General features: G+C 61.9%; 16 protein-coding genes. 9 read left to right on the top strand and 7 right to left on the bottom strand.

Translation table 11 applies throughout. The features are described from left to right. The 4 genes from ACP7DE_RS26910 to rpsL form a co-directional block, all read right to left on the bottom strand. On the bottom strand, positions 1 to 116 hold a 116-nt coding region (locus ACP7DE_RS26910), incomplete at its 3' end, for a GTP-binding protein (protein WP_204317187.1). A gap of 72 nt (positions 117 to 188) precedes the next feature. Then, positions 189 to 2,294 carry an elongation factor G gene (gene fusA, locus ACP7DE_RS26905; RefSeq protein ID WP_426074968.1) on the bottom strand — a complete coding sequence of 702 codons (2,106 nt, stop codon included), beginning with the start codon at positions 2,292 to 2,294 and terminating at the stop codon, positions 189 to 191. Positions 2,295 to 2,402: 108 nt separating this feature from the next. Next, entirely contained in the window at positions 2,403 to 2,873 is a 471-nt protein-coding gene (rpsG, locus tag ACP7DE_RS26900) for a 30S ribosomal protein S7 (protein ID WP_010394377.1), read from the bottom strand. Positions 2,874 to 3,025: 152 nt separating this feature from the next. Continuing rightward, positions 3,026 to 3,409, bottom strand: coding sequence for a 30S ribosomal protein S12 (gene rpsL, locus ACP7DE_RS26895; protein WP_010394376.1), 384 nt, complete (start codon positions 3,407 to 3,409; stop codon positions 3,026 to 3,028). Positions 3,410 to 3,834: 425 nt separating this feature from the next. On the opposite strand from rpsL, the gene ACP7DE_RS26890 reads away from it, so the two are divergent. After that, entirely contained in the window at positions 3,835 to 5,760 is a 1,926-nt protein-coding gene (locus tag ACP7DE_RS26890) for a phosphoethanolamine transferase (protein ID WP_426074967.1), read from the top strand. A 10-nt stretch (positions 5,761 to 5,770) separates the two neighbouring features. Here ACP7DE_RS26890 and ACP7DE_RS26885 read toward each other — a convergent pair whose 3' ends face one another. Further along, entirely contained in the window at positions 5,771 to 7,336 is a 1,566-nt protein-coding gene (locus ACP7DE_RS26885) for a MutS-related protein (RefSeq protein ID WP_426074966.1), read from the bottom strand. A 205-nt stretch (positions 7,337 to 7,541) separates the two neighbouring features. Between ACP7DE_RS26885 and ACP7DE_RS26880 the strand changes: the two genes are divergently transcribed. The 8 genes from ACP7DE_RS26880 to ACP7DE_RS26845 all read left to right on the top strand — a co-directional run bounded on the left by ACP7DE_RS26880 (position 7,542) and on the right by ACP7DE_RS26845 (position 16,479). Then, entirely contained in the window at positions 7,542 to 8,807 is a 1,266-nt protein-coding gene (locus ACP7DE_RS26880) for an efflux RND transporter periplasmic adaptor subunit (RefSeq protein ID WP_426074965.1), read from the top strand. Between the two features lie 34 nt (positions 8,808 to 8,841). Continuing rightward, the gene (locus tag ACP7DE_RS26875) at positions 8,842 to 9,558 is read left to right on the top strand and encodes an ABC transporter ATP-binding protein (protein ID WP_426074964.1); all 717 of its coding nucleotides are present in this window, start codon (positions 8,842 to 8,844) and stop codon (positions 9,556 to 9,558) included. Positions 9,559 to 9,567: 9 nt separating this feature from the next. Continuing rightward, the gene (locus ACP7DE_RS26870) at positions 9,568 to 10,890 is read left to right on the top strand and encodes an ABC transporter permease (protein WP_426074963.1); all 1,323 of its coding nucleotides are present in this window, start codon (positions 9,568 to 9,570) and stop codon (positions 10,888 to 10,890) included. Positions 10,891 to 10,927: 37 nt separating this feature from the next. Further along, positions 10,928 to 12,166 (top strand): ABC transporter permease, encoded by a 1,239-nt coding sequence (locus ACP7DE_RS26865; RefSeq protein WP_426074962.1) that lies wholly within the window; start codon positions 10,928 to 10,930, stop codon positions 12,164 to 12,166. 28 nt (positions 12,167 to 12,194) lie between these two features. After that, positions 12,195 to 13,547, top strand: coding sequence for a sigma-54-dependent transcriptional regulator (locus ACP7DE_RS26860; protein ID WP_426074961.1), 1,353 nt, complete (start codon positions 12,195 to 12,197; stop codon positions 13,545 to 13,547). After that, positions 13,547 to 14,878, top strand: a complete 1,332-nt coding sequence (locus ACP7DE_RS26855) for a sensor histidine kinase (RefSeq protein ID WP_426074960.1) — start codon at positions 13,547 to 13,549, stop codon at positions 14,876 to 14,878. The genes ACP7DE_RS26860 and ACP7DE_RS26855 overlap by 1 nt, the downstream gene beginning before the upstream one ends. Positions 14,879 to 15,116: 238 nt before the next feature. Then, positions 15,117 to 15,641 carry an FxDxF family PEP-CTERM protein gene (locus ACP7DE_RS26850; RefSeq protein ID WP_426074959.1) on the top strand — a complete coding sequence of 175 codons (525 nt, stop codon included), beginning with the start codon at positions 15,117 to 15,119 and terminating at the stop codon, positions 15,639 to 15,641. A 58-nt stretch (positions 15,642 to 15,699) separates the two neighbouring features. After that, on the top strand, positions 15,700 to 16,479 hold the full coding sequence (locus ACP7DE_RS26845; RefSeq protein ID WP_426074957.1) for a spermidine synthase: 780 nt from the start codon (positions 15,700 to 15,702) through the stop codon (positions 16,477 to 16,479). Positions 16,480 to 16,493: 14 nt separating this feature from the next. Here ACP7DE_RS26845 and ACP7DE_RS26840 read toward each other — a convergent pair whose 3' ends face one another. Continuing rightward, positions 16,494 to 17,099, bottom strand: coding sequence for an imm11 family protein (locus ACP7DE_RS26840; protein ID WP_426074955.1), 606 nt, complete (start codon positions 17,097 to 17,099; stop codon positions 16,494 to 16,496). A 31-nt stretch (positions 17,100 to 17,130) separates the two neighbouring features. Beyond that, positions 17,131 to 18,648, bottom strand: a complete 1,518-nt coding sequence (locus ACP7DE_RS26835; protein WP_426074954.1) for a PLP-dependent aminotransferase family protein — start codon at positions 18,646 to 18,648, stop codon at positions 17,131 to 17,133. Between the last annotated feature and the right edge of the window lie 102 nt (positions 18,649 to 18,750).

The raw sequence follows: 18,750 nt of genomic DNA, 5'->3' as shown, positions 1-18,750 counted from the left end.
TTCTTCGACAGAACCGTTGCGATTGCAGCGGTCAGCGTGGTTTTACCGTGGTCGACGTGGCCGATGGTGCCGACGTTGACGTGCGGCTTGGTCCGTTCGAATTTACCTTTTGCCATTTTATTCTTCCTTAGAACAATGATTTAAATGTAGGGACCGGCATTCTCGTGAAAGCCGGCCCGGAACTTCTATTACTTAGCTTTCGAGCTTACGATTGCTTCAGTCACATGCTTAGGTGCTTCAGCATAGTGCTTGAATTCCATCGTGTAAGTCGCACGACCTTGGGTCGACGAACGCAACGATGTGGCGTAACCGAACATTTCCGACAGAGGCACTTCGGCCTTGATGATCTTGCCGCCACCACCAGCAATTTCATCCATACCTTGTACCATACCGCGACGCGACGACAGATCGCCCATCACGGTACCGGCGTAGTCTTCCGGTGTTTCCACTTCCACGGCCATCATCGGCTCCAGGATGACTGGCGATGCTTTGCGGCAGCCATCTTTGAATGCCATCGAAGCGGCCATGCGGAATGCATTTTCGTTCGAGTCAACATCATGGTACGAACCGAAGAACAGCGTGACTTTCACGTCAACAACTGGGTAACCAGCCATCACACCCGAAGTCAGCGTGTCGCGCACACCTTTTTCAACTGCAGGGATGTATTCGCGAGGAACGGTACCGCCCTTGATCGCGTCAACGAATTCGAAGCCCTTGCCCGGTTCTTGCGGTTCGATCTTCAGAACCACGTGACCGTATTGACCACGACCACCCGATTGCTTGACGAATTTGCCTTCCGACTCTTCGCACACTTTACGGATCGTTTCGCGGTAGGCCACTTGTGGCTTGCCGACGGTCGCTTCAACGTTGAATTCGCGCTTCATGCGGTCAACGATGATGTCCAGATGCAACTCGCCCATACCGGCGATGATGGTCTGGCCCGATTCTTCATCGGTACGCACGCGGAACGATGGATCTTCTGCTGCCAGACGGTTCAGCGCCAGGCCCATTTTTTCCTGGTCGGCCTTGGTTTTTGGCTCGACTGCCTGCGAAATCACCGGCTCAGGGAAGACCATGCGCTCCAGAACCACGCTTGCCTTTTCGTCGCAAAGCGTATCGCCAGTGGTGGTGTCTTTCAGACCCACGACGGCAGCGATGTCGCCAGCGCGCATTTCCTTGATTTCTTCGCGCTCATTGGCTTGCATCTGCACGATACGGCCAATACGCTCTCTCTTCTGCTTCACGGAGTTCAGGACCGAATCGCCCGAATTCAACGTGCCCGAATAGCAGCGGATGAAGCACAACTGACCCACGAACGGATCGGTTGCGATCTTGAACGCCAATGCCGAGAATTTCTCATTGTCGTCGGCTGCGCGCTCAACTGGCTGCTCGTCCTCGTCCAGACCTGGGACAGGTGGAATGTCGATTGGCGATGGCAGATACTCGATCACCGCGTCCAACATTGCTTGTACGCCCTTGTTTTTAAAGGCGGTACCGCACAGCATTGGAACGATTTCGCTGGCGATGGTACGCTGACGCAGAGCAGCCTTGATCTCGGCTTCCGACAGTTCGCCTTCTTCCAGGTACTTGTTCATCAGTTCTTCGGACGCTTCAGCAGCGGCCTCAACCATGTTTTCGCGCCACTTGGCAGCTTCAGCAGCCAGGTTGGCAGGAATTTCGCCGTATTCAAACTTCATGCCTTGCGAAGCGTCATCCCAGATGACCGCTTTCATCTTGACCAGATCGATAACACCGGTAAAGAGGTCTTCAGCGCCGATAGGCATCTGGATAGGCACTGGGTTGGCCTTCAGGCGCGAACGCATCTGATCGTAGACCTTGAAGAAGTTGGCGCCGGTACGGTCCATCTTGTTCACGAAGGCCAGACGTGGCACTTTGTACTTGTTAGCCTGACGCCAAACCGTTTCCGATTGTGGCTGCACGCCGCCGACTGCACAGTAAACCATGCAGGCGCCATCCAACACGCGCATCGAACGTTCTACTTCAATGGTGAAGTCGACGTGACCTGGGGTGTCGATGATGTTGATGTGATGTGGAGGGAAATTGTTTGCCATGCCCTTCCAGAAGCACGTAACAGCAGCCGAGGTAATCGTGATGCCGCGCTCTTGCTCTTGCGCCATCCAGTCGGTGGTGGCAGCGCCATCATGGACTTCGCCCAGCTTGTGGTTCACGCCCGTGTAGAACAGAACGCGCTCGGTGGTGGTCGTCTTACCTGCATCGATGTGAGCGGAGATACCGATATTGCGGTAGCGCTCAATGGGGGTCTTGCGGGCCATAATTAATCCTAAATGAATGGACAAAACCGAGCAGCATTTTTTTGCAAAAATGAGCCCGGCCTCGAACAACAGATGCTTGACAGCCACCTTGCGGTAGCTGGCTTTATATTAGAAGCGGAAATGCGAGAACGCTTTGTTCGCTTCAGCCATACGATGGACTTCGTCGCGTTTTTTCATCGCGCCGCCGCGGCTTTCAGCCGCTTCCATCAGCTCACCGCCGAGGCGTTGTGGCATCGATTTTTCGCTGCGCTTGTTAGCAGCTTCACGCAACCAACGCATGGACAGCGCCATACGACGGACTGGGCGAACTTCGACCGGCACCTGGTAGTTTGCACCACCGACGCGACGGGATTTCACCTCAACCAGCGGCTTGGCGTTGTTGATTGCGGTAGCAAAAACTTCGAGCGGATCTTTGCCCGATTTTGCTGCGATGTGCTCGAAAGCACCGTAGATGATGTTTTCTGCAACCGATTTCTTACCGGACAGCATCAGCACGTTTACAAATTTAGCGACATCAGTGTTGCCGAATTTTGGATCTGGCAAAATTTCGCGCTTGGGTACTTCACGACGACGTGGCATATCAATTCCTTTCAATCTTCAGTTGAGCGCGCGTTCTTCGCACACTCGCGGACGACCATCATAGTCTTCCACTTACTCGACCAGATGCGGTCGACTACATTCACTTAGCTAGTTGCCACTGAGCGAAACTTGGGTTTGCTGCGTACAACTTATTACTTCTTGCCTGCTTTAGCGCGCTTGGTACCGTACTTCGAACGCGATTGCTTACGGTCTTTAACGCCTTGGGTATCCAGGGCACCGCGAACCATGTGGTAACGCACACCCGGCAAATCCTTGACGCGACCGCCGCGCAACAGCACAACACTATGCTCTTGCAGGTTATGGCCTTCACCGCCAATGTACGAAATGACTTCGAAACCATTGGTCAGGCGAACTTTAGCGACTTTACGCAGAGCCGAGTTAGGCTTCTTTGGAGTCGTGGTGTAAACACGTGTGCAGACGCCACGTTTTTGCGGGCTGTTTTCCAGCGCCGGCGATTTGCTCTTCACGGTCAAAGCGACACGTGGATTGCGAATCAATTGATTGATGGTTGGCATCGTTATAAATCCAACAAAAAACTACGATTAATAACCCGGGCAAGATGCCCGGCGACTAAAACCTCGTCCCGCTTTCATCTACTGCGCACCGGAGGCGCCCGCAGCCACTCGATCAGGAGCGGCCAAAAAGTGCCAAGCAATACGTAAACGATGAGCAGAATAAAATCGAGAACTCGCTAGTCTAGACCTTGTGTTACAGGGGGTCAATCAGTTTACCGCTTTTTGCTATAAAAAAAGGCAAAAAAACGGCATTTTTGTGGCATTTTGAATAATCTTTGGCCGCAGAGCGCGGGCGCCGGCGTGCCGGAGCGATTGATGATTTGGCATTCTTTCCCTGTGGCCAAGTATCGGACGCGCGTATTCTTGTATGACCGCAAGACAAGAAAAGGATTGATAATAGCGGACATTTTTCGCTGCCCTCCTTTATGCGCACTTTGCTTCGCCCCGCCAATCTGTTCCTGCTCCTGACGTATGCCTTGCTGACGGCCGTGCCCTTCGTTCCCACGCTGCTGGGGCGTGCACTCGAACATCCCTGGCAGATGCTCACCTTCGAGCTGCTGGCCTGGCTGACCGTCTGGAGCGTGTTCCAGCGCCCCGCGTATTTCCACTGGCTGCTGGTGCCCGCCTTCCTGGCCCTGCCGACGGAAATCTACCTGTTCATCTTCTATGGCCAGGGCATTTCCACGCACCACCTGGGCATCATCTTCGAAACCAGCCCCAAGGAAGCGATGGAATTCCTGGGACAAAAAGTGTGGCTGATGGGCGCTGTCATGCTGGGCGTGATCGCCTGGTGTGCTGTCAGCTGGTTGGCGGCCACGCGCACGCGCGACCTGAACTGGACTGGCAAGACGCGCCCGGCCGCCTTCCTGCTGCTGGTCCTGCTGGGTGGCTTCTGGTGGTATGGCTACGAATTCGGTTTCGACGCCAAGGCCCTGCATCGCGCCGGCGCGCCGGCCAAAGCCAGCACGCCGGCGGCCAGCGCCAAGGCGGGCGCCTTCGGCTTCGGCGATGCCAGCTCGGCCGACGACGAGGCGACAGAGGAAGACGACGAGAGCAGCAAGCCGGAGAACGCCAGCATCGCCGGCGCCGATGAAACGGGCCTGGGCTGGCCCAGCCTGCCCCACTGGGCGCGCCTGCCCTACGCCTTCGACACCGTCAGCAATTCCTGGCCCTTCGGCCTGGCCGCGCGCGGCTTCGATTTCTACAAGGAGCGCAAATACCTGGCCGAGCTGGGACAGAAAAGCAGCAGCTTCCGTTTCGGCGCGCACCAGCAACATCCCGATCCCCATCCGGAAGTGGTGGTCATGGTGATCGGCGAATCGTCGCGCTACGACCGCTGGAGCCTGAACGGTTACGAGCGCGACACCAATCCCCTGCTGAAACAGGAAAGCAACCTGGTGCCGCTGGCCGATGTCATCACGGCCGTTTCCGCTACGCGCCTGTCGGTGCCCGTCATCATCTCGCGCAAGCCGGCCACGCAAAGCCTCAAGGATGGGTTCTCGGAAAAATCCTTCCTCACCGCCTACAAGGAAGCGGGCTTCAAGACCTATTGGCTGTCGAACCAGATCTCGTTCGGCCAGTTCGACACGCCCGTGTCCGTGTTTGCCAAGGAAGCGGACGTGGTGCAATTCCTGAACTTGGGCGGCTTTACCAACAATTCGAATTTCGACCAGATCCTGTTCGATCCGTTCAAGAACGCGCTGGCCGACCCGGCACCGAAAAAACTCATCGTGCTGCACACGCTGGGCAGCCACTGGAACTACAGCCAGCGCTACCCCAAGCAATTCGACAAGTGGCAGCCGTCGCTGTTCGGCGTCGACAAGCCCGTCTACACGGACACGGCCATCAAGCCGCAGCTGAACAACAGCTACGACAGTTCCATCCTGTACACAGACTGGTTCCTGTCGAACGTGATCGGCATGCTGAAGGACGATGGCCAGCGCACTGCCCTGCGCAGCTCGCTCGTCTACGTGGCCGACCATGGCCAGACTCTGTACGACGGCACCTGCCGCCTGGCCTTCCATGGACATAACACGCAGTACGAATTCCACGTGCCCGCCTTCGTCTGGTACTCGCCGCAATTCCAGCAGCGCTATCCGGACAAGGTGACGCAGCTGCAGCGCCATCAAAAGGCACGCCTGTCGACGGAAAACATGTTCCACACCCTGCTCGACTTGGGCGACATCCGTTTTGCCGGCGAACAGCCCGAATGGAGCATCGCCAGCCCCCGCTTCAAGCAGCACAAGCGCTATGTCGACAGCTACGGCTGGACCAATTACGACAACGCCATCATTCGTGGCGATTGCCGCGAAGTGATCGACAAGAGCACGCCGGAAAAGCAAGAAAAATAGCGCGCGGTCATCAAGCCCGTTCGAGCACGCCGCCGCAATCGGCCGGTTGCGCCATGTGCGTGCTGAGCCAGTCGAAGACGCGCCCGGCTTTGTCCGCAATAGCGGCGTCAAAACCGCGCTGCGCCAGCAGGGCGATGCCATTCGTGGCCTGCAGCACGCCGGGCGCCAGCAGCAGCAGGCCGGCGTCATCGCGGCGCACGCACCATGGCGCCAGGCAGTCTTCCAGCAGCGGCCCCAGCACCAGGTTGTGCGACGAGACGATGACCAAATGGCGCGCGGCCAGGGAATGCAGCACGGCGGCGGCCACCGCCACCGATTCGAGGTGGTTCGTGCCGCGGAAAATCTCGTCGATCAGGAACAGCGCCGGTGCGCCGCCCTCGGCCAGCGCCAGCAATTCGCGCGCGCGCCGCAATTCGGCGATATATAAACTTTCGCCGCCATCGAGAGAGTCTTCATTCTGCATGCTCGCATACACGGCCAGGCGCGGCACATCAGCGCTGTCCGCATGACAAAAGCCAAAGGCCCGCGCGCAGATCAGGTTCAAGCCTATGCAACGCAGCAAGGTGCTCTTGCCGATACCGTTCTGGCCGGAGATGAAGCCCCCCTTGCCTTGCACGCCGAACGACAACGGCGCGGCGTTCTCCAGCAAGGGATGCAGCATGCCCTGCAAGGCCAGCGCGCGCGGCGCCGCAGTGCCGGCCCAGCAAAACACGGGCGCCGCACGCAGCTGCCGCGCCAGCGCCAGGTCCGCTTCCAGCTGGGCCACCTGGATAAAGCTGTCGCGCAGAAAGGGCAGCTGCTGCGCCACCAGCTGGCGCGTGCGGAAGTAGCGCTTGACGTTTTTCAGCAGGAGCCAGTCGCCATACTCGACCAGCAGCATATCGACGAAGGGCAGGTAACGCAGCAGCGAGCGCTCGATGGCGCGCGTCAGCTTGGCCGTTTGCGCGCCGCCGGCAGCCAATGGCAAGGCTGCCGGCACATCGAGCCGCGCCAGCGCGGCACGGGTTTTCAACAGGTGACGCAAGGTATCGAGCGTACGTTCCCATAGCTTGGCACTTTCGTAAAAACGCACCTGCACGGTCATCAGCGCAACACAGGCAGCCAGCACGCCAAACAGCGCTGGCCAACCCACCAGCCAGCTGGCGGCGATGGCCAGCAACAGGGCCAGCGGCACCAGCCATAGCCAGGCACTCCACCAGGGTGCCGATACCAGCGCCGCACCGAACAGGGTCTCGCTCACTTCCGTATCGGCCTGACGCAAGGGCAGGCAGGCGCGCTGCAAGCTGATCGCCCGGGCCGGATCGTCCAGCAATCGCCGGACGCGCGCAATGGAGGCAGGATCGGCCTGACCACCGCTCAAGCGCCGATGCAGCTCCTGCTGGCCGAAGATGCTGGTCTCGCGCGCCAGCTGCGCCGCATACTGGTCGAGCAGCAGCTCGTTCCAGGTCTGGCCATCGAGCGATGGCGCCTCGCCCGTCAGCCGCTGCAGCATCGCCACGTCGCCGCGTGAGAAAGGGTAATCGAGCGGCGGCGCAGAGGCACGGGCAGGGAAAAGATGCTGGAGAAATGGATGCATGGCGCCTGGGGGGAGTCAAAAAAGAGTCGTCACAGCAGATGCAGGCGATTGCCAATTTATCAAGTGCAACCTGCGCGAACGGACATGCTGGACGGCGCGGACACGGCGGACAAGCGGACGCCCGAATTTTTTTCCAGTCAAATCAACGACTTAATAACTGGCACGGATCATGCATTGGAAAAGGCATCCTTCACGAGACCTGACCATGATCCGCGATACTTCCTCCCAAGACGCCGTACTGTCCGCCCCGCCGGGCCAGCGCCACAAGCAACGCGCCCTGGTGCTGGCCGGCGCCGTCATCGTCATCGGCGCCGCCATCGCTGTCGTTGCCGGCTGGCGCAACAGCGAGCATTCCGTCAACAGCAGCCGCCTGCGCATCGCCGACGTCACGCGCGGCACCCTGATCCGCGACGCCGCCGTCACTGGCCGCGTGGTCGCCTCGATCAGCCCGACGCTGTATTCGACCACGGTGGCCACTGTCACGCTGAAAGCAAAAGCGGGCGACACCGTGAAGAAAGGCGACATCCTGGCCGTGCTGGAGTCGCCGGACCTGTCCGACGCCCTCAAGCGCGAACAATCGAGCGTGCAGCAGTTGGAGGCGGAAGTGGCGCGCCAGCAGATCCTGGCCAAGAAGCAAAAACTGCTGGCGCGGCGTGAAGCCGATACGGCCGAAATCGAGCGCCTGTCGGCACAGCGCACGCTGGAACGCTATGAAAGCGTGGCGCAGGTCGGCATCATCGCCAAGATCGATTACCAGAAGGCCAAGGATGCCTTGAATTCGGCCGACATCCGCAGCAAGCACGCTTCCCAGGCGGCAGGACTGGAGGGGGAAGACGTGACCCTGGCCCTGAAAACGAAAAGCAATGAACTTGAACGCCAGCGCCTGGTGCGCGACAACGCCCAGCGCAGGGTGGATGAATTGACCGTGCGCGCGCCCGTCAACGGCTTTATCGGCACCCTGTCGGTGGCCAACCGCAGCGTGGTGCAAGCCAACACGGCCCTGATGACCCTGGTCGACCTGTCGCAGCTGGAAGTCGAGCTCGAGGTGCCTGAAACCTATGTCGCCGACATGGGCCTGGGCATGCGCGCCGAGATCGAAACGGGCGTCATCAAGGCGAGCGGCAAGTTGTCGGCGCTGTCGCCCGAAGTGGTGAAAAACCAGGTGCTGGCGCGCGTGCGTTTCGATGGCGCGCAGCCGGCCGGCCTGCGCCAAAACCAGCGCGTGGCGGCGCGCCTGCTGATCGATGAAAAACCGAATGTGCTGATGCTGGCGCGCGGCTCCTTCGTCGAAGCCGAAGGTGGCCGTTTCGCCTACGTCGTGCGCGACGGCGTGGCCATCCGCACGCCGATCAAACTGGGCGCGACCAGTGTCTCGGCCGTGGAAATCCTCGACGGCTTGAAACTGGGCGACAAGGTGGTGGTCGCCGGCACGGAAAACTTCGCGAACGCCGCACGCGTGTCGCTCAACTGAATTTCCTTCATTTCACTCTACAAGAGGCCCCTCCATGCTGCGCATGCAAAACCTGAGCAAAGTCTACCGTACCCACATGATCGAAACGCACGCGCTGCGCGGCTTCGACATCCATGTGCAACAAGGCGAATTCGTCACCGTCACCGGGCCTTCCGGCTCGGGAAAGACGAGCTTTCTGAACATCGCCGGCCTGCTCGAGGAATTCACCGACGGTGAATACATACTCGACGGCGTCAACGTCAGGGGCATGGACGACAATGCCCGCTCGCGCCTGCGCAATGAAAAACTCGGCTTCATCTTCCAGGGCTTCAACCTGATTCCCGACCTGTCGCTGTTCGACAACGTCGACGTGCCGTTGCGCTACCGGGGCTTCAATCGCGCCGAACGCAAGGAACGCATCGAGGAGGCGCTGGCCAAGGTCGGCCTGGCGTCGCGCATGAAACACTATCCGGCCGAATTGTCAGGCGGCCAGCAGCAGCGCGTGGCGATCGCGCGCGCGCTGGCCGGCTCGCCCAAGCTGCTGCTGGCAGATGAACCGACGGGCAACCTGGACACGCAGATGGCGCGCGGCGTGATGGAGCTGCTGGAAGAAATCAATGCGCAAGGCACCACCATCCTGATGGTCACGCACGATCCGGAACTGGCGCTGCGCAGCCAGCGCAATGTGCACATCATCGACGGCCAGGTGTCGGACCTGGTGCAGCACGGCGCCACGTTGTCGGCCAGGCCGCAGCACGCCGTGACCGCGTAAGGAGAGAACATGTTCCGCTACTATTTCACGCTGGGCCTGCGCAGCCTGCGCCGCAACCGCGCCCTGACTGCACTGATGATACTGACGCTGGCTGTCGGCGTCGCCGCCAGCGTCTCCACCGTCACCATCCTGCACGCCATGTCCGGCGATCCGCTGCCGCGCAAGAGCGACCGCATGTTCGTGCCGATGATCGACGTCCTGCCCGTGAAAGGCTACGTGCCCGGCGAGAAGCCCGGTTTCGCGCAAGCCCAGATGAGCTATATCGATGCACGCAATTTCATGGCCAGCAAGATGGGCGTGCGCCGCACCGTCATGTACGGCGTGGCCGGGCCGGTCGAACCGGCACGCAAGGATATCGGGTCTTTCAACTCCCAGGGCATGGCGCCCACGCGCGATTTTTTCAGCATGTTCGACGCCCCCTTCCTGTACGGCCAGCCGTGGAGCGAAGCCGATGACGCCAGCGGCGCCGACGTAATCGTCCTGAGCCGCGCACTGGCCGAAAAACTGGTGGGCACGAACAACCCGGTTGGCCAGCGCGTCACAGTGCTGGGCCGGCCCTATATGGTGACGGGCGTGCTGGCGACCTGGGACGTGGTGCCACGGCCGCACCGCATCATCGGCAGCAAGGGGGCATTTGGCGCGGAAGACGAATTCTTCATCCCGTTTGCCAGCGCAATTCGCCACGAGACGGAGCACGACGGCGGCATGAGCTGCAATGGCGACCAGAACGCCCCCGGCTTCCAGGGCCGGCTCGTTTCCGGCTGCACCTGGCTGCAATTCTGGTTCGAAATGGCCAGCAGCGGCGAGCGTGGCCAGTTGCAGCAGTATCTGGACGCCTATGCGGGCGAGCAGCGCAAGCTGGGACGCATGAAGCGCAATGCGCCCAACAAGCTGTACGACCTGAACGAATGGATGGCCTTCCTCAAGGTGGTCGAGAACGACAACAAACTGGCGGCCTGGCTGGCCTTCGGCTTTCTGTTGCTGTGCCTGGTCAACACCATCGGGCTTTTGCTGGCGAAGTTTTCCGTGCGCGCCAGTGAGGTGGGCATACGCCGCGCACTGGGCGCCACCCAGCGCGACATCTTTCGCCAGTTCCTGATCGAAAGCGGCGTGATCGGCCTGGCCGGCGGCGTGATCGGCCTGCTGCTGGCATTTGGCGCACTGGCCGTGGTCAGCCAGCAGTCGAAGGAACTGGGCACCGTGGCGCACATGGATATACCGATGCTGCTGCTGACGTTTGCCATATCGGTGCTGGCGGCCATACTTGCTGGCCTCCTGCCCACCTGGCGCGCCTGCCAAGTCACGCCGGCAATCCAGCTCAAGTCCCAATGAAGCCGACCACCCCCACTTATAGACTATGAGGTCCAGCATGGAAATTCGTCCCATCCTGTCGGCGCTGATGCGCAGCAAAACCGGCGCCATTCTGGTGGCCGTGCAAATCGCGATCAGCCTGGCCATCCTGGCCAATGCCCTGCACATCGTCAACCTGCGCCAGGCCGTGGCCGCGCGGCCCACCGGCGTGGCCGCTGAAAACGACATTTTTTATGTCAATATCCAGAACATGGATCGCGGCAGCCACCAGCGCCAGCTGTCCGAGCAGAAGCGCCAGGCAGCCCTGCTGCGCGCGTTGCCGGGCGTGCTGTCGGTGGCGCAAACCTCGCAGGCGGTGCTGTCGCGCTCCGGTCACTCCAGCGGCGTGGCGGCGAAACGCAGCCAGGTCACGTCCAGCGCCAACATATCGACCTACTACACCCCCGATTCGCTGGTCAAGACCTATGGCTTGCAATTGGTCGAGGGGCGCGACTTCCGGCCCGACGAAGTTCCCGAGGTCGACGAAGATGTCGACGACAGCTCCCCCAAGGTGGCCATCGTGACGCGCGCGGCGGCGCAAAAAATCTGGCCCGGCGAAACCAGCTTTGTCGGCAAGACGCTGTACATGGGTACGGGCGCCGACGATCCCGAGCTGCACGTGATCGGCGTCGTCGAGCGCCTGCAAACGCAGGTCGGCCAGGTGAAGGCCGAAGGCGAATACTCAATCCTGATGCCAGTGCGCCTGACGGGCGGGCGCGATTCGCTGCTGTATGCGGTGCGCGCCGAGCCGGGCCAGCGCGACCGCCTGATCAAGGAGGCGGAACAGGCCATCCGCAGCGCCAGCAGCGACCGCCTGCTGGTGCGCACCGATACCCTGGAACAGCACCGCCAGTGGCGCTACCGGGCCGACCGCGGCCTGTCCTGGATGCTGATCGCCGTATCGACCCTGCTGCTGCTGGTGACGGCCAGCGGCATCGTCGGCATTGCCAGTCTGTGGGTGACGCAGCGCAGGAAGCAAATCGGCGTGCGACGCGCGCTGGGTGCCCGCCGCATCGACATCCTGCGCTACTTCCTGATGGAGAACTTCATGATCACCAGCGTCGGCGTAGTGTGCGGCGTGCTGCTGGCGCTGGGCTTGAATCAGTTGCTGGTAAGCCAGCTGGAAATGGCGCGCCTGCCGCCCGGCTATCTGCTGGCCGGTGCGCTGGTGTTCTGGCTGCTGGGCCTGGGCGCGGTGTACGGCCCGGCATGGCGCGCGGCCAGCATTTCGCCGGCCACTGCCACCCGCAGTACCTGAGCCCGCACCTGAGTGATATGCTGCGCGCATGCCTACCGTACTGATTATTGACGACAATGCCGCCGTGGCCATCGCGCTGGACGTGCTGTTCTCCCTGCACGAGATCGACGCCGTGCGCGCCGCCTCGCCCGAGGAAGGCCTGCATCTGCTCGAACGCCACGCCATCGACCTGGTGGTGCAGGACATGAACTTCACGGCCGACACCACCTCGGGCGAGGAAGGCAGTGCGCTGTTCCACGCCATCCGCGCGCGCTACCCCGACCTGCCCGTGATCCTGCTGACGGCATGGACCCAGCTCGACGCGGCCGTCGACCTGATCAAGTCCGGCGCGGCCGACTACCTGGCCAAGCCATGGGATGACCGGCGCCTGATCGCCAGCGTGCAGAACCTGCTGGAACTGGGGCAGGCCAACCGCGCGCTGCGCCAGCGCGTGGTGGCCGAGCAGCGCCAGCGCCACGCCCTGGAACACGACTTCGACTTGCGCGGCATGGTGTGGCAAGACCCGGCCACCGAACGCGTGGTGCACCTGGCGTGCCAGGTGGCGCGCGCCGACGTTCCCGTGCTCATTTCAGGCCCAAACGGCAGCGGCAAGGAACGCATCGCCGCCATTGTGCAAGCCAATTCGCAGGTCGCCAACGGTCCCTTCGTCGTGCTCAATTGCGGCGCCGTGCCGGTCGAGCTGATCGAGGCGGAACTGTTCGGTGCCGAGGCGGGCGCCTACACCGGCATCACCCGCGCACGCGATGGCAAGTTCGACGCGGCCGACGGCGGTACGCTGTTCCTCGACGAAATCGGCAACCTGCCGCTGGCCGGGCAAATGAAACTGCTGCGCGTACTGGAAACGGGACGCTTCGAGCGCCTCGGCTCAAACCGCGAGCGGCAAGTGAAAGTGCGCGTCATCAGCGCCAGCAACGCCGACCTACCGGCGATGATCAAGGCGGGCACGTTTCGCGAAGACCTGTTCTACCGCTTGAACGTGATCGAACTGCGCCTGCCGCCGCTGGCCCAGCGCCCGCTTGACATCCTGGTACTGGCGCGGCATTTCCTGGGCAGCGAAAAAACGCTGGATACGCAGGCGCAGGCCACCCTGCTGGCGCACGGCTGGCCGGGCAATGTGCGCGAACTGAAAAACGTCATGCAGCGCGCCAGCCTGCTGACGGCAGGACCGGTAATCCAGGCGCAGGAAACGGGCTTGCCACTGGCGGCACTAGCATCGCTGCGCGCACCGCAGGATGCCGCCACGACGGAGCCGGACCGCGACAGCGTCGCCGCCGCCCTGGCGCGCGCGCATGGCGTGGTGGCGCAGGCAGCGCAGGAACTGGGGCTGTCACGCCAGGCGCTATACCGGCGCATGGAACGCCTTGGCATCGCGCGCGGCTGATGGCATCCCGCCCCATGCGCCTCTCCCTGCTCACGCGCTGGACGGCGCTGATCGTCACCTTGCTGGTGCTGGGCATAGTCATCGCCCTGCTGCTGGCGCATCTCCTGCCTGGCCAGCCGCTGCTAGTGCTGGCGGGTACCCTGCTGTGCGTGCTGCCGGTGGCCATCATTACCATCCGCGCGCAGCTGCAAGCGATGCTGTCGCTGTTTCGCGCCTTGAGCGGCACGGTCGCCAGCTACCAGGACGGCGATTTCGGCTTCAGCTTGCGCTGGCCGCAGAACGATGAACTGGCCGACCTGGTAGCGGCCCACAATGCGCTGGGCGATGTGCTGCGCAAGCAGCGCCTGGACCTGGTGCAGCGCGAACTGCTGCTCGACACCATGGTGCAAAACACGCCGGTGGCCATGCTGCTGGTGGCCGAAGGCAGCGCCATCGTGTACGCCAACCTGGCCGCGCGCCAGTTGCTGCACCACGGCCGCCGGCTCGAAGGACACCACCTGGCCGACATCGTGCGCGAAGCGGCGCCGGCCCTGGCCGAAGCGCTGGCGCGTCGCAACGACGGCCTGTTTACCAGCGGCGAAGGGGAACAGGAAGAGGTGTATCACCTGGCGCGGCGCAGCTTCAGCCTGAACGGGCGCAAGCACGAACTGCTGCTGCTCCGCCAGCTGACCCTGGAACTGCGGCGCCAGGAGGTGCAGACCTGGAAAAAAGTCATTCGCGTCATCAGCCATGAGCTCAACAACTCACTGGCGCCACTGGCCTCGCTGGCCCATTCCGGCGCCGAGCTGGTGCGCCGCGGCCAGACCGAACGCCTGCCGCAAATTCTCGCCACCATCGAGGAGCGCACGCGTCACCTGGAAACCTTCATCCTCGGCTATGCGCGCTTTGCCAAGCTGCCCGCACCGCGCCTGGCGCCGTGCGAGTGGCAACCCTTCCTCGACAGCCTGGCCTCGCAAGCGGCCTTCACGCTCGACGGCACGCCGCCCGCGCAGGCGGCCATGTTCGATGCGGCGCAAATGCAGCAAGCGCTGCTCAACCTGCTCAAAAATGCGCTGGAATCGGGTTCACGGGAAGAGCATATCGGCCTGCACGTCAACCAGGCGCATGGGCAGCTGCGCATCGAAGTGCGCGACCGGGGGCCGGGCATGAGCGGCGCCGTGCTGGAAAATGCACTGGTGCCGTTTTATTCCACCAAACGCAGTGGCACTGGACTGGGCCTGGCGCTGGCGCGCGAAATCGCCGAAGCGCATGGCGGGCGCATCACCCTGGCCAACCGCGAGGACGGCGGTCTGGCAGTGACTTTGATTCTTCCCTTGCTAGACAGAAATTAGTTCCCGATGTAACGATTTTTAGATCACATTCCGCGCGATTATTTTTCAGTAAAATATTGATAATTATAGTTTTTAATAATGCAACAAGATGAGCGCCATGCCCGTATGTTAGAAATAAACTATTTAAGTTTGCATAATGATATAAAAATAGCTCATTGACAATGAAATGTCTTGGCGATAATTTATCTGAGCGGCACGGTTTTTTTGAAACATCAATCGTTTTTTCGCGGGGATAAATATGAAACTGAAATCACTCATCGCAGCAGCGGTACTGGGCGCTGCAACCATCGGCAGCGCATATGCTGCGTCGTACACTATCAACCTGACCAACACCACCGGCAACCTGTGGACGGGAGGCTTCAACGCCACCCCCAGTCCCCTAGGCCCCTTTACCGATACGTTCACCTTTACCCCGGATGCAACCTTCGGTTCGACCGCGCAAGCCTTCCTTGCCAACCTGTCGGTCACGGGCAGCGACCCAGCTTCCATCAACTTCACCAGCGCCAATCTGAACAGTATCTCGCTGACCGGTTTTGGCGGCCCCACCGTCTTCGGTTACGCCCAGGGCGAAGTGCTGGCACCAACCACCCTGCTGTTCAACGGCCCGATGGTCCTCACGGTCATGGGCAGCAGCAATGGCGGCAGCTACGGCGGCACCTTCAACTTGAATCTGGCACCCGTTCCTGAACCGGAAACGTATGGCATGCTGCTGGCCGGCCTGGGTATCCTGGGATTCCTGGCGCGCCGCCGCAAGCAGTCTTGAGCTCCCCACCAAAAAGACGCTGCGGCGTCTTTTTTCATGTGGCTGCTACACTGGCGCCATGACGACCGATTTTATCTCCACCAGCAACACCGCCTTCAGCCATCCTGGCCACCCGCCGGCCACCACCACCGAACACCGCGGCATCCGCTATCTGCACCTGGGCACCAAGTGGGTACAGGGCGCTATGCGCCTGGACAAGCCCGACGCCATCGAGCTCGAATACGTGCAAATGATGATGATGTGGATGCTGTTCAAGACGCAGCCCAAACGCATCGTGCAACTGGGCCTGGGCAGCGCCGCACTGACCAAATTCAGCTACCGCCGCTTCCCCGACGCCACGGTCACGGCCATCGAACTCAATCCGAACGTGATCGCCATCTGCGGCGCCCAGTTCGCGCTGCCGCCGAACGACGCGCGCCTCGACGTGCGTGAAATGAATGCGCTCGACTTCGTGCTCGACCCGGCCAACCATGGCACGGTCGACGCGCTGCAAGTTGACCTGTACGACCAGGACGCGCGCGGCCCCGTGCTCGACACGCCCGAGTTCTACCAGGCCTGTTTCGACTGCCTGGCAGACGACGGCATCATGTGCACGAATGTCTTCGGCGACTTTCCCAACTACGACAAGAATTTGCAGGCGATGGAACTGGTCTTCGACGCCGTCGTCTGGGTAGCGGAAATGGAAGATGAAAACATCGTCGTGCTGGCCTTCAAAAAATCGCCATCGCTCGACTTCAGCGACTTGTACGAACGCGCCGCCACCATCAAGAAGCAGTTCAACCTGCCCGCCAAGAACTGGGTTAACGGTTTGAAGCAGTGGATGCTGGAGCAGCAGTAAGAAGCCATGCGATCTCACTCCAGGACAGGCTGCCAATATCCTGCGGCGCGATAAAACCCCAGGCTCTTGCCGCCGTTGAAGCGCGCGGCCTTCATGAGGCCAGCCAACTCGCTGGAGATCAGCAGGTCGCCCGACTGCGCATCTCTCGCGATATGCCTGGGCGCCAGTTCCTCATCGCGCAAAAACGTCCGCGTGAAGTAGATGACGTTGCCCGCATCATCGGTTTCCGCTGTTGAACGCAGCAGGTCGACCACCTGCACCTGGTGAGCCGCGTTCAATATGTAAAACGGCTGGTCCAGCAACTGCCCACCGGCCATGATGCATGCGGGGGGCATCAGCTCGATATCCTGCCCGGTGGCGTCGGCGAGAAACCCGGCCAGGCGGGCCGAGACCAGCGGCACGTCCCCCAGCAGCCACAGGCAGTCATGCTTCAGGAGCTTTTCCCTGGTGCAGATGAAATACACGGGCGGCCTGTCCATGTCGGACGGATAAGCTGTCCCCTGCAGCAGCGCCAGGTAGTCGAAGTTCGATTGTGCCGTCTCATACGCGCCATGCTGCTTGTCGTAGGAACCGGTCAGTTTGTCATGGTAATCAACAGGGGCTTTCCAGCTCAGTATCATGGGCAATCCTCTTCCTCGGCCAGGCAAAGGCCTATTGTGCCCGCTTCGCCTGTCCAGCCGCGCCAGCTTGCACAAGCAGCGCGCCCAGGCGGCGCGCCAGGCCATCCATGTTCTCGGCCGGCACTTGCGCATAACCGAGCAGGAAACCGTTCCAGCCTGCGCCTTCGCCCACCCTGTCGCCCGTGCCATGCGCCGACAACGCCAGCGCCACGATGCCCTCCTGCGCGGCGCGCCGGCTCAGCGCCAGGTCATCCCATGCGCCATCGTGAAAACGCAGCGCCAGGTGCATGCCGGCCGTGCCGCCATGGATGGCCGCGCCGCCACATGCATGTCGCTGCACGGCCTCGGTCAAGGCGTCACGGCGCTGGCGATACAGCCTGCGCATGCGCCGCACATGGCGCGCAAACAGGCCGCTGCGCAGGAAGTCGGCCAGCGCCAGCTGTTCGGCCACGCGCCCCCGCGCGGCGCCCTGCGCCTGCATCTGCGCGAAGCCCCCGGCCAGCGCGGCCGGCACGACGATAAAGGCGATGCGCAAGGCGGGAAACATGGTCTTGCTGAAGGTACCCAGGTACACGACGGGCGCATCGGCCACCAGTCCCTGCATGGCCGCCAGGGGCGGGCCACCATGGCGAAATTCGCTGTCGTAATCGTCTTCGATGATCAGGGCGCCTGCGGCACGCGCGCGTTCGAGCAGCGCCATGCGGCGCGCGGGACTGAGCACGCTGCCGGTCGGATACTGGTGCGACGGCGTCGTGTAGATCAGGCGCGGCGGCGCCGCGTTCCAGTCGTCGTCTGTCGGGGCGATGCCATCCATGTCTACCGCAATACCCGTCACCTGCAGGCCGGCGCCACGGCCCGCCGCCAGCGCGCCGCCATATCCGGGATGCTCGATCCATAAGGTATCGCCCTGGTCGGCAAAGGCGCGCAGGCAGACATCCAGGCTGCTCTGCGTGCCGTCCGTGATGAACACCTGGCCCGCATCGCAGACGACGCCGCGCGCGGCGCGCAAATGCTCAGCGATGGCCATGCGCAGCTGCGGCTCGCCGGCGGGGTCGCCGTAATTGAGCTGGCGCGGCGTCAGCGCGCGCCACGCGCGGTCCAGCATGCGCCGCCACTGCGCCAGCGGAAATTCATCGAGCGCCGGCACGCCAGGCGCGAACGCGCCCATGGCGTCGGCGGGAAACACCACCGCCGCATTCACATCTTGTCCTGCCACGCCGCGCAAATGCCGGGCACGGCGCGACAGGCCATCCTTGCTGCCGGTCGCCGGCACGGGTTCCGGCATGCCGGCGCTGCCTGCGACGACGGTGCCGCGCCGGTCCGGCAACACAAACCCTTCGCTGGCCAATTGCTCGTAGGCGTACAGCACGGTATTGCGCGCCAGTCCCAGTTCAGCGGCCAGCACGCGCGTGGCGGCCAGCCGCGTGCCGGGCGCCAGCTGGCCGCCACGGATCGCCGCGCGCAGGCATTCATGCAGCAGACGCTGGCGCGGCCAGCCCCGCTCGCGGTGCGTGCGCTCGAATGCATCGAGCAGCAAAGCAAAATCCATGCGCCTCCCTAGTGGCTCCAAATTATTTATCAGTTCTGGATCTTTTTTCAGGGCCAGATGCCGATTATAGTGCGGCCTGCTTCTTCAACCAACCGGACTGCC

Origin of the sequence: Janthinobacterium sp. DSP2-3-3 (assembly GCF_049897325.1) — a bacterium.
GTDB lineage: Bacteria > Pseudomonadota > Gammaproteobacteria > Burkholderiales > Burkholderiaceae_D > Janthinobacterium.
The sequence above is the reverse complement of the archived record's forward strand: the minus strand, read 5'-3'. Positions and strand labels throughout refer to the sequence as shown.

Bases quoted from the DNA above. Each gene is read 5' to 3' on its own strand.
- ACP7DE_RS26885 (WP_426074966.1), bottom strand. From the start codon at position 7,336: ATGCATCCATTTCTCCAGCATCTTTTCCCTGCCCGTGCCTCTGCGCCG.
- ACP7DE_RS26840 (WP_426074955.1), bottom strand. From the start codon at position 17,099: ATGATACTGAGCTGGAAAGCCCCTGTTGATTACCATGACAAACTGACC.
- ACP7DE_RS26850 (WP_426074959.1), top strand. From the start codon at position 15,117: ATGAAACTGAAATCACTCATCGCAGCAGCGGTACTGGGCGCTGCAACC.
- ACP7DE_RS26870 (WP_426074963.1), top strand. From the start codon at position 9,568: ATGTTCCGCTACTATTTCACGCTGGGCCTGCGCAGCCTGCGCCGCAAC.
- rpsG (WP_010394377.1), bottom strand. From the start codon at position 2,873: ATGCCACGTCGTCGTGAAGTACCCAAGCGCGAAATTTTGCCAGATCCA.
- ACP7DE_RS26875 (WP_426074964.1), top strand. From the start codon at position 8,842: ATGCTGCGCATGCAAAACCTGAGCAAAGTCTACCGTACCCACATGATC.
- fusA (WP_426074968.1), bottom strand. From the start codon at position 2,294: ATGGCCCGCAAGACCCCCATTGAGCGCTACCGCAATATCGGTATCTCC.
- ACP7DE_RS26865 (WP_426074962.1), top strand. From the start codon at position 10,928: ATGGAAATTCGTCCCATCCTGTCGGCGCTGATGCGCAGCAAAACCGGC.
- ACP7DE_RS26835 (WP_426074954.1), bottom strand. From the start codon at position 18,648: ATGGATTTTGCTTTGCTGCTCGATGCATTCGAGCGCACGCACCGCGAG.
- ACP7DE_RS26890 (WP_426074967.1), top strand. From the start codon at position 3,835: ATGCGCACTTTGCTTCGCCCCGCCAATCTGTTCCTGCTCCTGACGTAT.
- rpsL (WP_010394376.1), bottom strand. From the start codon at position 3,409: ATGCCAACCATCAATCAATTGATTCGCAATCCACGTGTCGCTTTGACC.
- ACP7DE_RS26860 (WP_426074961.1), top strand. From the start codon at position 12,195: ATGCCTACCGTACTGATTATTGACGACAATGCCGCCGTGGCCATCGCG.
- ACP7DE_RS26845 (WP_426074957.1), top strand. From the start codon at position 15,700: ATGACGACCGATTTTATCTCCACCAGCAACACCGCCTTCAGCCATCCT.
- ACP7DE_RS26880 (WP_426074965.1), top strand. From the start codon at position 7,542: ATGATCCGCGATACTTCCTCCCAAGACGCCGTACTGTCCGCCCCGCCG.
- ACP7DE_RS26855 (WP_426074960.1), top strand. From the start codon at position 13,547: ATGGCATCCCGCCCCATGCGCCTCTCCCTGCTCACGCGCTGGACGGCG.